9 protein-coding genes and 2 pseudogenes are annotated in these 12,574 nt (G+C 66.5%); 6 read left to right on the top strand and 5 right to left on the bottom strand.

Features of this window, described 5'->3' with window-relative positions; genetic code table 11:
• Positions 1-8: 8 nt before the first annotated feature.
• A complete protein-coding gene (locus tag ACQ858_RS17260; protein ID WP_431273858.1) occupies positions 9-920 on the bottom strand; it encodes a LysR family transcriptional regulator in 912 nt (303 codons plus the stop codon).
• Between the two features lie 112 nt (positions 921-1,032).
• Between ACQ858_RS17260 and ACQ858_RS17255 the strand changes: the two are divergent.
• From ACQ858_RS17255 to ACQ858_RS17240, 4 genes and pseudogenes are all read left to right on the top strand, one after another.
• Positions 1,033-2,000, top strand: a pseudogene (locus ACQ858_RS17255) (Bug family tripartite tricarboxylate transporter substrate binding protein).
• A 2-nt stretch (positions 2,001-2,002) separates the two neighbouring features.
• Positions 2,003-3,616: a gamma-glutamyltransferase family protein gene (locus ACQ858_RS17250; protein WP_431273857.1), complete on the top strand. Its 1,614-nt coding sequence runs from the start codon at positions 2,003-2,005 to the stop codon at positions 3,614-3,616.
• Between the two features lie 4 nt (positions 3,617-3,620).
• Positions 3,621-4,529 carry a DMT family transporter gene (locus tag ACQ858_RS17245; RefSeq protein WP_431273856.1) on the top strand — a complete coding sequence of 303 codons (909 nt, stop codon included), beginning with the start codon at positions 3,621-3,623 and terminating at the stop codon, positions 4,527-4,529.
• Between the two features lie 16 nt (positions 4,530-4,545).
• Complete coding sequence (locus ACQ858_RS17240) at positions 4,546-5,343, top strand: SDR family oxidoreductase (RefSeq protein ID WP_431273855.1); 798 nt, start codon at positions 4,546-4,548, stop codon at positions 5,341-5,343.
• 8 nt (positions 5,344-5,351) lie between these two features.
• On the opposite strand, the gene ACQ858_RS17235 is transcribed toward ACQ858_RS17240, so the two are convergent.
• Positions 5,352-6,251, bottom strand: coding sequence for a DMT family transporter (locus ACQ858_RS17235; RefSeq protein ID WP_431273854.1), 900 nt, complete (start codon positions 6,249-6,251; stop codon positions 5,352-5,354).
• A gap of 99 nt (positions 6,252-6,350) precedes the next feature.
• Here ACQ858_RS17235 and ACQ858_RS17230 point away from each other — a divergent pair, with 99 nt between their 5' ends.
• Positions 6,351-7,337 carry a quinone oxidoreductase family protein gene (locus ACQ858_RS17230; RefSeq protein WP_431273853.1) on the top strand — a complete coding sequence of 329 codons (987 nt, stop codon included), beginning with the start codon at positions 6,351-6,353 and terminating at the stop codon, positions 7,335-7,337.
• Between the two features lie 24 nt (positions 7,338-7,361).
• On the opposite strand, the gene lspA is transcribed toward ACQ858_RS17230, so the two are convergent.
• The 3 genes and pseudogenes from lspA to ACQ858_RS17215 form a co-directional block, all read right to left on the bottom strand.
• Positions 7,362-7,862, bottom strand: a complete 501-nt coding sequence (lspA, locus tag ACQ858_RS17225) for a signal peptidase II (RefSeq protein ID WP_431273852.1) — start codon at positions 7,860-7,862, stop codon at positions 7,362-7,364.
• Positions 7,862-10,706, bottom strand: a pseudogene (gene ileS / locus ACQ858_RS17220) (isoleucine--tRNA ligase). Before ileS ends, lspA begins: the two are co-directional and overlap by 1 nt.
• A 108-nt stretch (positions 10,707-10,814) precedes the next feature.
• Positions 10,815-11,852, bottom strand: coding sequence for a bifunctional riboflavin kinase/FAD synthetase (locus ACQ858_RS17215; RefSeq protein WP_431273851.1), 1,038 nt, complete (start codon positions 11,850-11,852; stop codon positions 10,815-10,817).
• Between the two features lie 162 nt (positions 11,853-12,014).
• Here ACQ858_RS17215 and ACQ858_RS17210 point away from each other — a divergent pair, with 162 nt between their 5' ends.
• Complete coding sequence (locus ACQ858_RS17210; protein WP_431273850.1) at positions 12,015-12,572, top strand: HNH endonuclease; 558 nt, start codon at positions 12,015-12,017, stop codon at positions 12,570-12,572.
• Positions 12,573-12,574: the final 2 nt, after the last annotated feature.

The following is a 12,574-nucleotide window of genomic DNA, read 5'->3' as shown; positions in this document are numbered from 1 at the left end:
TTTCCGTTTCAGGGCTTCTGCGGGCGCGGGGGTTTCATGTGCTGCCGTGCCATCGCCAGGAAGGCCATCGCCGCAGGACTGAGCGGATGCTTGGCCAGCCGCACCGCGACCACCGGATATTCGAGCGCGGGCCGCGCCACCGTGGCCGCGCGCAGGTTGGCCGGCATCAGGACCTCGACGTAGCGCGGCAGGAGCGCAACGCCGGCGCCGGACTGGATGAGCCCGAACGCGGTCGAGAGCATCGAGACGTGGTGGACGACACGTGGATAGACATTGGCCGCGCTGGAAAGCAGCCGGCTCACTGACCGCCACACGTTGGCATCCGGATTGACGTGGATGAAGGGCAGCCCATCGAGTTGCCTCGCATCGATCACCACGCGCTGCGCCAGCGGATGGTCTTGGCGCATGAACAGACCCATGCGTTCGGTGAACAGCGGCTCGGTGGCGAGCTCGGAATGCGTCTGCCCGATGTCCGATCCGAAGCCGAGGTCCGCCTCCTGCGTGAGCACGCGCGAGATCATCTGTTCCGCGGTGCTGTCGAACAGCGTGGTCGCGAGCCCGGGGTGCGTTTCCGAGAAGCGGCGCAGCAGCGGCGGCAGCAGCGCACCGGCCGTGAGATGGCCCACGGCCAGCACCACGCGGCCTTCGCGCAACTGGGACTGCGAGCGGCAGGCGCCGACGGATTCGTCGACGAGCCGCAGTGCGCGCACGGCGGTGTCGACCATCATCTGCCCCGCGCTGGTCATCTGGATGCGCCGGCCGCGCACGACCAGCGGCTGGCCGAGCTCGCTCTCCATGCGCTTGATGAGATGGCTGATCGCCGGCTGGGTGAGTTGCAGGGCTTCCGCTGCGAGGGTGAAGCTGCCCGATTCGGCGACCGCCGCCAAGGCCCGGAGCTGTTGCAGGGAGATCTCTTCCATGTCGCGCCCTTGCCATAAGCAAGATTCATAGTTTGATAAATCAGATTATCTGGCTTGATGCGCCCGCGCTGCATAGGATTCGAGCTTCATCACAGGGACACAATCCGGATCCATGAAACGCAACCAGTTTCTCAAGGCGTGCGCCGCCGCACTGTGCCTCGCTGCTTCGTCCGCCGGCATGGCGCAGGCCTTTCCGACCAAGCCGATCCGGCTGATCGTGCCGTTCCCGGCCGGCGGCGCGACGGACCTGTTCGCGCGCACCCTGTCGCAGAAGATGGGGGAGAAGCTCGGCGGCACGCTGGTGATCGACAACAAGCCCGGCGCCGGGGGTGCGATCGGCTCCGACCTCGCGGCCAAGGCCCCGGCTGACGGCTACACGCTGCTGCTGGCCACGACGAGCACGCACTCCATCGGTCCGTTCATCAGCAAGGTGCCCTACGACACGGTGCGCGACTTCACGCCGATCGCGCACGTGGGCGATGCCCCGAGCATCATGCTGGTGCCGAACAGCTCGCCCGCCAAGACGGTGCGCGAGTGGATCGCCTACGCACAGAAGAACCCCGGCAAGCTCAACTACGCATCGAGCGGAAACGGCACCATCGTCCAGCTGACGGCGGAGCTCTTCAAGGCACAGGCCGGCATCTTCGTGACGCACATCCCGTACAAGGGCACTGCGCTGGCGATCCCCGACCTGATCACGGGCAAGGTCGACGTTCTCTTCGACGCGCTGCCGACCGGCATGCCGCATGTGCGCGACGGCCGTCTGCGTGCACTCGGCGTGACTTCGCAGAAGCGCAGCCCGCTCGCGCCCGACCTGCCGCCGATCGCGGACACGCTGCCGGGCTTCGAATCGAACACCTGGTTCGGTCTCTACGGCCCCAGGGGGCTGCCGGCGGATCTGGTGACGCGCATCAACACCGCAGCGAACCAGGCGCTCTCCGATCCTGAAGTCCGCGACAAACTCTCGCGCCTGGGCATCGAGCCCACGACGAGCACGCCGGCCCAGTTCGCGAGCATGGTGGCGGAGGACGCTGCCAAGTGGAAAAAATCATCGTCGAACGCAAGATCACCGGGGACTGAACATGAAATTCGACTACGCCAATCCGTACACCTCCACGCGCATTCCGGTCTTCGCGCGCAATGTGGTCTCGACCTCGCATCCACTGGCTTCGCAGGCCGGGCTGCGCATGCTTTATCGGGGCGGCAATGCCGTCGATGCCGCGATCGCGACCGCCGCGGTCATGACCATCGTCGAGCCCGTGAGCAATGGCCTCGGCAGCGATGCCTTCTGCATCCTCTGGGATGGCAAGAAGCTGCATGGCCTGAACAGTTCCGGCTGCGCGCCGCAGGCCTGGACGCCCGAGTACTTCCGCCGCAAGTACGGCAACGACGCCGCCACGCCGCCGCAGCGCGGCATGGACGCGGTCACCGTGCCGGGCGCGGTGGCGAGCTGGGTCGCGCTGTCGGAGCGCTTCGGCAAGCTGCCTTTCGCGGACCTGATGGCGCCGGCCATCGAGATCGCGGAGCGCGGCTACCTGATGCCGCCCGTGGTGCAACAGAAGTGGGCTGCGGCGACGCCGATCCTGCAATCGCAGCCGGGCTTCGCGCAGGGCTTCCTGCCGTGGGGCCGTGCGCCTGAAGTTGGGGAGCTGTTCCGCTTCCCGGCGGCGGCGCGGGCGCTGAAGGCGATCGCCGCGACCAAGGGCGAGGCTTTCTATAGCGGCGAAATCGCAGAGGCGCTCGAGAAGTTCTCGACTGCGAACGGCGGCAGCATGAAGGTGAGCGACCTCGCCAACTGGAAGCCCGAGTGGGTCGAGCCGATCGCGCAGGCATATCGCGGCCACACGCTGCACGAGATCCCGCCCAACGGCCAGGGCATCGCGGCGCTGATCGCGCTCGGCATCCTCAAGCACTTCGACATCGCCTCGATCCCGGTCGATTCGGTCGCCTCGCAGCACTTGCAGATCGAGGCGATGAAGCTCGCCTTCGCCGACGTCTACCGCTACGTGTCCGAGCCATCGTCGATGGAGGTGACGCCCCTGCAAATGCTCGATGAGTCGTATCTCGCCTCGCGTGCCAAACTCATCGACGTGAACAAGGCGCAGGATTTCAAGGCGGGCAACCCGGTCAAGGGCGGCACGATCTATCTCACCGCGGCCGACGAGAACGGCATGATGGTGAGCTTCATCCAGAGCAACTACATGGGCTTCGGCTCGGGTTGCGTGGAGCCTGAATTCGGCATCAGCCTGCAGAACCGCGGCCACGGCTTCAGCCTGAAGGCCGACAGCCCGAACGTGGTCGCGCCGGGCAAGCGGCCCTTCCACACGATCATCCCGGCCTTCCTCACGAAGGACGGCGCACCGGTGATGAGCTTCGGCGTGATGGGCGGCAACATGCAGCCGCAGGGCCACATGCAGACGCTGGTGCGCATGCTCGACTACCGCCAGAGCCCGCAGGCCGCCTGCGATGCGCCGCGCTGGCGCTTCAACTCGGGGCTGGGGATCAACGTCGAAGCGGCGATGAATCCGTCAACGGTGAAGGGCCTCGCCGAACTCGGGCACAAGGTGGACGTCATCAACGATTCCTACCAGGACTTCGGTGCCGGCCAGTTCATCTGGCGTGCCGGCGATCCGGCGGTGGAGGGCTACGTCGCTGCAAGCGACGCGCGCCGCGACGGCCTCGCGGCCGGATTCTGACAAGGTGCCGGCGGAGCAGCACGCGCACAAACGTCTCGGGCCGGGCCTCGCACTGGCGACGCTCGGCGCGATCGCCTTCAGCGGCAAGGCGATCATCGTCAAGCTGGCGTATCGCTATGGCGTCGATGCGGTCACGCTGATCATGCTGCGCATGCTCTTCGCGCTGCCGCTTTTCGCGGTCATGGCGTGGCGGGCGGGGCGCGGCAAGCCGCCGCTCACGCGGCGCGACTGGATCGGCGTCGTGGGGCTGGGTTTCTCGGGCTACTACCTCGCCAGCTTCCTGGACTTCGCGGGGCTGGCCTACGTCACCGCGAGTCTCGAGCGGCTGATCCTCTATCTCAACCCGACGCTCGTGCTGCTGTTCGGCTGGGTCGTCTACCGGCGGCGCATCACGCGCGGCCAACTGCTGGGCATGGGGATCAGCTATTGCGGCGTGCTGCTGGTGTTCGGCCATGAAGTGCAGCTGGGCCAGAGCGCCTCGGCCGCATGGGGCGCGCTCTTGGTGTTCCTGAGCGCGGTGAGCTATGCGGCCTACCTCGTCGCGAGCGGCGAGTTCGTCAAGCGGATGGGTTCGCTCAGGCTCGTAGGGCTCGCGACCAGCGTGGCCTGCATCCTGTGCATCGCGCAGTTCATGCTTCTGCGGCCCATCGTCTCGGCCTTCGACGTGGCGCCGCAGGTGATCTGGCTGTCGATCCTCAATGCCACCGTGTGCACCGCGCTGCCGGTCCTTGCGGTCATGATGGCCATCGAGCGCATCGGCCCCGCCATGGCGGCACAAACGGGTATGGTTGGGCCCATGTCGACCATCCTGATGGGGGTCGTCATCCTCGGCGAACCCTTCACGGCGTGGATCGCGGCCGGCACCGCGCTGGTGATCGCCGGCATCTTCGTATTCACACGCATGGGCCGCTGAGCCCGGAGGACACAACATGGATTTGGGAATCGCAGGCAAGACCGCGCTCGTGTGCGGCGCAAGCAAGGGCCTGGGCTACGGCTGCGCGGAAGCGCTGGTGCGTGACGGCGTCAACGTGGTGATCGTGGCGCGCGGCGCCGAGGCCCTTGACGTGGCAGCGAAGTCGCTCGAAGCCATCGCCGCGACGCATCCGGCCAAGCCTTTCGTCAAGCATGTCGCGGCGGACATCACGACGGTCGAGGGCCGCGCCGCCGCCTTCGCGTTGCACAAGGATTTCGACATCGTCGTCACCAACGCCGGAGGCCCGCCGCCCGGAGACTTCCGCGAGTGGGACCGTGAGGCATGGATCAAGGCGGTCGACGCCAACATGCTGACGCCGATCGAACTGATCAAGGCCACCGTGGACGGCATGGCGGCGCGCGGCTTCGGGCGCATCGTCAACATCACGTCGAGCGCGGTGAAGTCGCCGATCGACATCCTCGGCCTGAGCAACGGTGCACGCAGCGGGCTCACCGGCTTCGTGGCCGGACTCTCGCGATCGGGCATCGCAGCCAAGGGCGTGACGATCAACAACCTGCTGCCGGGTGCCTTCGATACAGATCGCCTGCGCGGGACGATGGAAGGCGCAGTCAAGAAGACCGGCAAGGACATGGAGACGATCCGCGCCGCGCGGCAGAAGACCATTCCGGCGGGTCGCTTCGGCACGGCAGCCGAGTTCGGCGCGATCTGCGCCTTCCTCTGCAGCGTGCATGCGGGCTACATGACCGGGCAGAACGTGCTCGCTGACGGCGGCGCCTACCCGGGCACCTACTGAGTCGAGGATCAGCGGCGGGACGACACCCAGATCCCGCCCACGATCAGGATGAATGCGGCGCCGTGGAACCACTGCGGCACCTCGCCGAGGAACGCCGCCGAAAGCAACGCTGCGAACAGCGGCGTGAGATTGCTGAAGAACCCGGCGGTCTGCGGTCCGGCGCGCTGTACGCCCAGTCCCCAGCACCGATAGGCCAACAGCGCCGGGCCGAGCGTGATGAAAACCAGCGCGGCGGCAAGTGGCCATCCCCAGTCGATGTGAGCGTCAGTCAATGACCATTCGCCGGCTGCGAACGCGGCTGACCACGCGAGCCCGAACACCATCTGCGCCATCAGGAACGAAGCCCAGTCGCGACGTGCTTCGGCCGGCTCGGTGGTGCGCGACAGCATCCAGCTGTAGAACGCCCAGGAGATGGTGGCCAGCATCATGTAGAGATCGCCGGGCACCAGCCGCAATGCGGCGAGTTGTTCCCAATGACCGCGGCTCAGCACGAACAGGACGCCCAGCATGGACAACGCGGCACCGAACAGCTGGCGCGCAGTGACCTTCGCGCCGAAGCAGAGCGTGCCGGTCGCGAGCATCCACAAGGGCATGCTCGACCCCACGAGCGTCACGTTGACCGGCGTCGAGGTCTGCAGCGCAAGGTATTGGAAGGCGTTGTAGCAGCCGATGCCGAGCAGGCCGAGCACGGTGAAGCGCTTCCAGTGCGCCCACAACGGGCTCTTCGGGCTGATCATCGATGCTGCGAACGGCAGCAGAACGATGAAAGCCAGGAGCCAGCGGATGAAGTTCAGCGTCATCGGCGAGACGAGGTCCCGCACCACGCGGCCGACGACGGCATTGCCGGCCCACAGCAGGGGCGGCACCGCAAGAAGAAGGGCGGTGCCCGGACTCAATCTCTGCTGCATGGGCATGGACTGTAGCGGCTCCCTGCATCTTGTCCCGAAGCCGGCAGCTTCGCCCAGTCCGTGGCAGCATACGCGGCTCGTTCGAGAAGGAATCAAACCATGAGCAAAGCCGTCCGTATCGACCGCAATGGCGGTCCCGAGGAACTGAAGATCGTCGACGTCGAAGTCGGCGATCCCGGCCCCGGCGAGATTCGCATCCGCCACAAGGCGGTGGGCCTGAACTTCATCGACACCTACCAGCGCAGCGGCCTCTATCCGTTTCCGATGCCGCTGCAGCTCGGCATGGAAGCCGCGGGGCTAGTCGAGGCGGTGGGCGAGGGCGTCACGCACCTGAAAGCCGGCGACCGCGCCGCGTATGCGAGCCAGCCGCCCGGCGCCTACAGCGAGTTGCGCGTGATGCCGGGCCGCAATGTCTGCAAGCTGCCCGATGCGATCTCGTTCGAGACCGGCGCCGCGATGATGCTCAAGGGCCTCACCGCCCAATACCTGCTCAAGAAGACGCTGCCGGTCGAGGGCCTGCAGCCCGGCGACTTCATCGTGTTCCACGCGGCGGCGGGCGGCGTCGGTCTGATCGCGTGCCAGTGGGCCAAGGCGCTGGGCCTGAAGCTGATCGGCACCGCGGGTACCGATGCCAAGTGCCAGTTGGCGCTCGACCACGGGGCCGCGCACGCGATCAACTACAGCAAGGAAAACTTCGCCGCGCGCGTGAGGGAGATCACCGGCGGCAAAGGCGTGAAGGTGGTCTATGACTCGGTGGGCAAGGACACCTTCGAAGGCTCGCTCGAATGCCTGCGGCCTTTCGGGCTGCTGGCGATCTTCGGCAACGGATCGGGGCCGGTGCCGCCGTTCAACCTCGGGCTCCTTGGCGCGAAGGGTTCGCTCTATGTCACGCGGCCGACGCTCTTCACGCACATCGCGACACGCGAGAGCACGCAGGCCATGGCGGACGATCTGTTTGCCGTGGTCGAGAGCGGCGCGGTGAAGATCCCGATCGACCAGCGCTACCGTCTGGAAGACGTGCAGCAGGCGCACCGCGACCTGGAGGCCCGCAAGACCACCGGCTGCACCATCCTGACGCTGGATTGACTCTCCCCCAGGCTGCGTGCACTTTCACTTGCCGCGGCGTACGCGGCGGAGTTCGTCGAGGACCAGGCAGATCGCGCCGATCGTGATGGCGCTGTCGGCCACATTGAAGGCCGGGAAGTGCCGGCCCGCGAGGTGGAAGTCGAGGAAGTCGACCACGTAGCCGTGCATGATCCGGTCGATCACGTTGCCGATGGCGCCGCCGAGGATGGCGGCCATCGAGAACGAGAAGAGCTTCTGCCCCGCGTGCGACTTCAGCATCCAGATGATGAAGACCGCCGCAGCGATGCCGATCGCCATGAAGAACCAGCGCTGCCAGCCGTCCGCATCGGCGAGGAACGAGAACGCCGCGCCGGTGTTGTGCGCGCGGACCACGTTGAAGAAGCTCGTGACGTAGGTCACGTCGCCGTACTTGTAGTAGCCGAGGATCAGCGTCTTGGTGAACTGGTCGATGATGACGATGACCAGCGCAAGGCCAAGCCAGGGCCAGATGCCGAGGCCCTGGGAGCCCGAGGAACGGCGGGCCATCAGGCGATGTTCCTTGCTTCGCCCGTGCCGTAGAGATTGCTGGTGCAACGTCCGCAGATGCCGGGGTGCGCCGGGTCGTGTCCGACGTCCTCGCGCCAGTGCCAGCAGCGCTCGCACTTGGTGGCGGCGCTTGCCGACACCGCGGCCGACAGCGCATCGCCGGCAGCCAGCGCGACCGCCGAGGTGATGAAGACGAACTTCAGGTCGTCGCCCAGCGAAGCGAGCAGCGCGTGGTCGTCGGCGGGCGCCGTGATCGTCACGTTGGCCTGCAGCGAGGAGCCGACCTCGGCCTTCGGTGCGCACCGTCTCGATCTCCTTGTTGACCGCATCGCGGATCTCGCGGATCCGATTCCACTTGGCGAGCAGCGCCTCGTCCGGCGTGCCCAGGTCGCTGTAGGTCTGCACGAAGATCGACTGGCCATCGCCGCAGAATTTCCACGCCTCTTCGGCGGTGAAGCTCAGGAACGGCGCCATCCAGCGCAGCATCGCCTGCGTGATGTGCCAGAGCGCAGTCTGCGCGCTGCGGCGCGCGCGCGATTTCGGCGCGGTGGTGTAGAGCCGGTCCTTCAGCACGTCGAGGTAGAAGGCGCCGAGGTCTTCGGAGCAGTACACCTGCAGCTTGGCCACCACGGGGTGGAACTCGTAGACCTTGTAGTGCGCGAGCACCTCGGCCTGAAACTGCGCGGCGCGGCTGAGCGCATAGCGGTCGATCTCGAGCAGCTCGCCGAGCGGTACGGCGTCCTTCTGGATGTCGAAATCGCTGGTGTTCGCAAGCAGGAAGCGCAGCGTGTTGCGGATGCGGCGATACGCATCGACCACACGCGCGAGGATCTTGTCGTCGCCCGCGATGTCGCCCGAGTAGTCGCTCGCGGCCACCCAGAGGCGCGTGATCTCGGCGCCGAGCTTCTTGTTCACTTCCTGCGGGTCGATGCCGTTGCCGAGCGACTTGCTCATCTTGCGGCCCTGGCTGTCGACCGTGAAGCCGTGCGTGAGCAGGCCGCGGTATGGCGCGCGACCTTCGAGCGCGCAGGCGAGCAGCAGTGACGAGTGGAACCAGCCGCGATGCTGGTCGTGGCCTTCGAGGTAGAGGTCGGCTTCCGGCCCCGTCTCGTGGTGCACGTTGGGGTGCGTGCCGCGCAGCACGTGCGAGAAGGTCGAGCCCGAGTCGAACCAGACTTCGAGGATGTCGGTGCTCTTCGTGTAGTGCGGCGCGTCCGCGGCGCCGAGGATCTCCTCGGCGGTCACGCGGCTCCAGGCCTCGATGCCGCCTTTCTCGACGATGTCGGCGGCCTGGTCGAGGATCTCCATCGTGCGCGGATGCAGCTCGCCCGAATCCTTGTGCAGGAAGAACGGGATCGGCACGCCCCAGCTGCGCTGGCGGCTGATGCACCAGTCGGGCCGGTTGGCGATCATGTCGTGCAGGCGTGCCCTGCCGTTCTCGGGGTAGAAGCTGGTCTCCTCGATGGCTGCGAGTGCGGTCTGGCGCAGCGTCTTCGGCGCCTTGTCCTTGGTGAACACGCCTTCGCCCTCGTCCATGCGGATGAACCATTGCGCGGCGGCGCGGTAGATCACCGGCGTCTTGTGGCGCCAGCAGTGCGGGTAGCTGTGGGTGATCTGCTCGGTCGTCATCAGGCGGCCGGCATCGCGCAGCGCGTGGATGATGACCGGCACGGCCTTCCAGATGTTCTGGCCGCCGAAGAGCGGGAAGTCGGCCGCATAGGAGCCATTGCCCTGCACCGGATTGAGGATGTCGTCGTACTTGACGCCGTGCGCGACGCAGGAGTTGAAGTCGTCCACGCCGTAGGCCGGCGAGGAGTGGACCAGGCCGGTGCCGTCGTCCGCGGTCGCGTAGTCGGCCAGGTAGACCGGCGACAGGCGGCGGAAGCCCGCGTCCACGTCGTAGAGCGGATGCTCGAATTCGAGGCCGCCGAGCTTCTCGCCCTTGACGGTGGCGAGGACCTTGCCGTCGAGTGCGTAGCGGGTCATGCACATCTCGACCAGTGAATTCGCGAGCACGAGCAGGCCGCGCTCGGTGTCGACCAGCGAATACTCCAGCTCAGGGTTGAGGTTGATCGCCTGGTTGGCCGGGATCGTCCACGCGGTGGTGGTCCAGATGACCGCGAAGGCGTCCTTGTGCAGCGCGGGCAGCCCGAAGGCGGCCGCGAGCTTCGCCGGATCATGCGCCTTGAAGGCGACGTCGAGCGTCTGCGACTTCTTGTCGGCGTATTCGATCTCGAACTCGGCCAGCGACGAGCCGCAGTCGAAGCACCAGTACACCGGCTTGAGGCCGCGATAGACGAAGCCGCGTTCGATCACGCGCTTGAACGCGCGGATCTCGCCCGCCTCGTTGGCGAAATCCATCGTCTTGTAGGGATGGTCCCATTCGCCCAGCACGCCCAGGCGCTGGAAGTCGGCCATCTGCTGCGCGATCTGCTCGGTGGCGTAGGCGCGGCTCTTGGCCTGCATCTCGTCGCGGCTCAGGTTGCGGCCGTATTTCTTTTCGATCGCGTTCTCGATCGGCAGGCCGTGGCAGTCCCAGCCGGGCACGTACAGCGCGTCGAAGCCTTCGAGCTGGCGCGCCTTGGTGATCATGTCCTTCAGGATCTTGTTGACCGCGTGGCCCATGTGAATCTGCCCGTTCGCGTACGGCGGGCCGTCGTGCAGGATGAACTTGGGGGCGCCGTGGCGGGCGTCGCGCAGGCGGTGGTAGATGCCCTCGTCGTTCCATTCCTTGACCCAGCCCGGCTCGCGCTTGGGCAGGTCGCCGCGCATCGGGAAAGGGGTGTCGGGCAGGTTCAGCGTGGCGCGGTAATCGGTGCCGCGGTCAGTCTTGTTGTCAGCCATGGGAGTTCCAGAAATCTGCGCTGCCGTGCAACGCGCGAAGGGATCGAAAGCGTTCGGCCTTCGCGGGACAAGGCGCGGCCGGACGCGGCGGAAAGCGAAGGTTCCGCTTTAAATTCGGTCGCGCGTGGTCTGGCGACGGGTCTCGGCGTGGGTGGAGGCAAAGAATGCACGCGCGTCGCGACCATCCTTCGCGATGCCCGCCGTGAGGGCCTCGAGGCTGGTGTAGCGCAATTCGTCGTGCAATTTGTGCAGCAGTTCCACGCGGACGATTTTACCGTAGGCCCCTTCCGCGCCGAGACGGGTCGGCCAGTCGAGGCAATGGGTCTCGAGCAATACGCGGCCCGCGTTGACGTCGTTGGCGTCGAGCGAAGGCCGCACGCCAAGGTTGGCCACGCCCGGCTGCGGCTTCTCGGTCAGGCCGTGCACCAGCACCGCGAAGATGCCGCTGGCGGCGGGCTTCCAGTGCTTGAAGCGCAGGTTGAGCGTGCGAAAGCCGTCATCGCGTCCAGGCGCCGAAGCGCCCAGCGCGCGGCCCAGCTTGCGGCCGTGGACCACGTGGCCCGAGATCGCGTAGGGCCGCCCGAGGAGCGCCTGCACATCGGCCATCCGGCCTTCGGAAAGCGCCTCCCGCACCGCCGAACTCGACACGCGCAGGCCGTGGACCTCGTAGCTGTTCATCCGTGCCACGTCGAAGCCGTTCTGTTCGCCGGCGCGATCGAGCATCGCGTAGTCCCCGGCGCGCTTGGCACCGAAGCGGAAATCGTCGCCGACCAATATGTACTTGGCGCCCAGACCTTCGATGAGCACGTGCCGGATGAAATCTTCAGGCGCCTGCGAGGCGACCCGCGCGTCGAAGGGCAGGACGATGGTCTGCTCGACGCCGCTGGCGGCCAGTTCGCTCAGCTTGTCGCGCAGGGTGCCGATGCGGGCCGGCGCCAGCTCGGGCCGCCTGGAGATCGCGGCGAAGTAGTCGCGCGGATGCGGCTCAAAAGTCAGGACGCAGCTTGGCAGGCCGCGCAGCCGCGCCTCAGTGTTGAGCAGCCCGAGCATGGCTTGGTGGCCGCGATGGACACCATCGAAGTTGCCAATCGTGAGGGCGCAGGCCGGAGCCACCCCAGGATGCCGAAAACCCCGGAAAATCTGCATCGGTCGGTATCTTTTTGATAGCACTTTGCGCCCGCAGAATGGGCACATCAGCGCGTTTTGTCACAAAGCCGGTATATTGTGACGCACTGCGTCATGCGCAAGCCGTTCCGGCGGGCGCGATGTCTGGGTCTTTCCGTGGTCTCTTTGTTTGAGGAGCGTGTGGTGAAGGTCTTGAAGCTGTCAGCCCAAGGGTTGCCCCAATCGTGGATCTCGCTCGAGCAGGCGGTGATCCACTATGCCTCCGACGAAGTTCGCTGGGAGGTGGGCGCGCAGGTGGCGGTGTTCAGAGGCGGCCACAACGCGATCACGGGCCAGCAATCGCAGATCGCCGTCAACAGCATCATCGGCACCAAGGGCGTGCCGCGCATCAATCCCTTCACGCAGCGGCCGGGGCTCACCAACGCCAAGCTGTTTGCCCGCGACCGGAACGTCTGCGCCTATTGCGGCGGTCATTTCCACGAGGAAGACCTGACGCGCGAGCACATCATCCCGTTCGCCCAGAACGGAATCGATACCTGGATGAATGTCGTCACGGCGTGCAGGCCGTGCAATCACCGCAAGAGCAGCCGCACCCCGGAACAGGCCGGCATGCCGCTGCTGTATGCGCCCTACGTGCCCAGCCTCTGGGAAGACTTCATCCTGCGCAACCGCCGCATCCTGGCGGACCAGATGGAGTTCCTGATGGCGCATCTGCCCCAGAGCTCCCGGCTGCACGGCTAGCC

Origin of the sequence: Variovorax ureilyticus, assembly GCF_050632185.1 — a bacterium.
Classification (GTDB): domain Bacteria; phylum Pseudomonadota; class Gammaproteobacteria; order Burkholderiales; family Burkholderiaceae_C; genus Variovorax; species Variovorax ureilyticus_A.
The sequence above is the reverse complement of the archived record's forward strand: the minus strand, read 5'-3'. Positions and strand labels throughout refer to the sequence as shown.

Bases quoted from the DNA above. Each gene is read 5' to 3' on its own strand.
- ACQ858_RS17250 (WP_431273857.1), top strand. From the start codon at position 2,003: ATGAAATTCGACTACGCCAATCCGTACACCTCCACGCGCATTCCGGTC.
- ACQ858_RS17240 (WP_431273855.1), top strand. From the start codon at position 4,546: ATGGATTTGGGAATCGCAGGCAAGACCGCGCTCGTGTGCGGCGCAAGC.
- lspA (WP_431273852.1), bottom strand. From the start codon at position 7,862: ATGGCCCGCCGTTCCTCGGGCTCCCAGGGCCTCGGCATCTGGCCCTGG.
- ACQ858_RS17215 (WP_431273851.1), bottom strand. From the start codon at position 11,852: ATGCAGATTTTCCGGGGTTTTCGGCATCCTGGGGTGGCTCCGGCCTGC.
- ACQ858_RS17260 (WP_431273858.1), bottom strand. From the start codon at position 920: ATGGAAGAGATCTCCCTGCAACAGCTCCGGGCCTTGGCGGCGGTCGCC.
- ACQ858_RS17230 (WP_431273853.1), top strand. From the start codon at position 6,351: ATGAGCAAAGCCGTCCGTATCGACCGCAATGGCGGTCCCGAGGAACTG.
- ACQ858_RS17235 (WP_431273854.1), bottom strand. From the start codon at position 6,251: ATGCAGCAGAGATTGAGTCCGGGCACCGCCCTTCTTCTTGCGGTGCCG.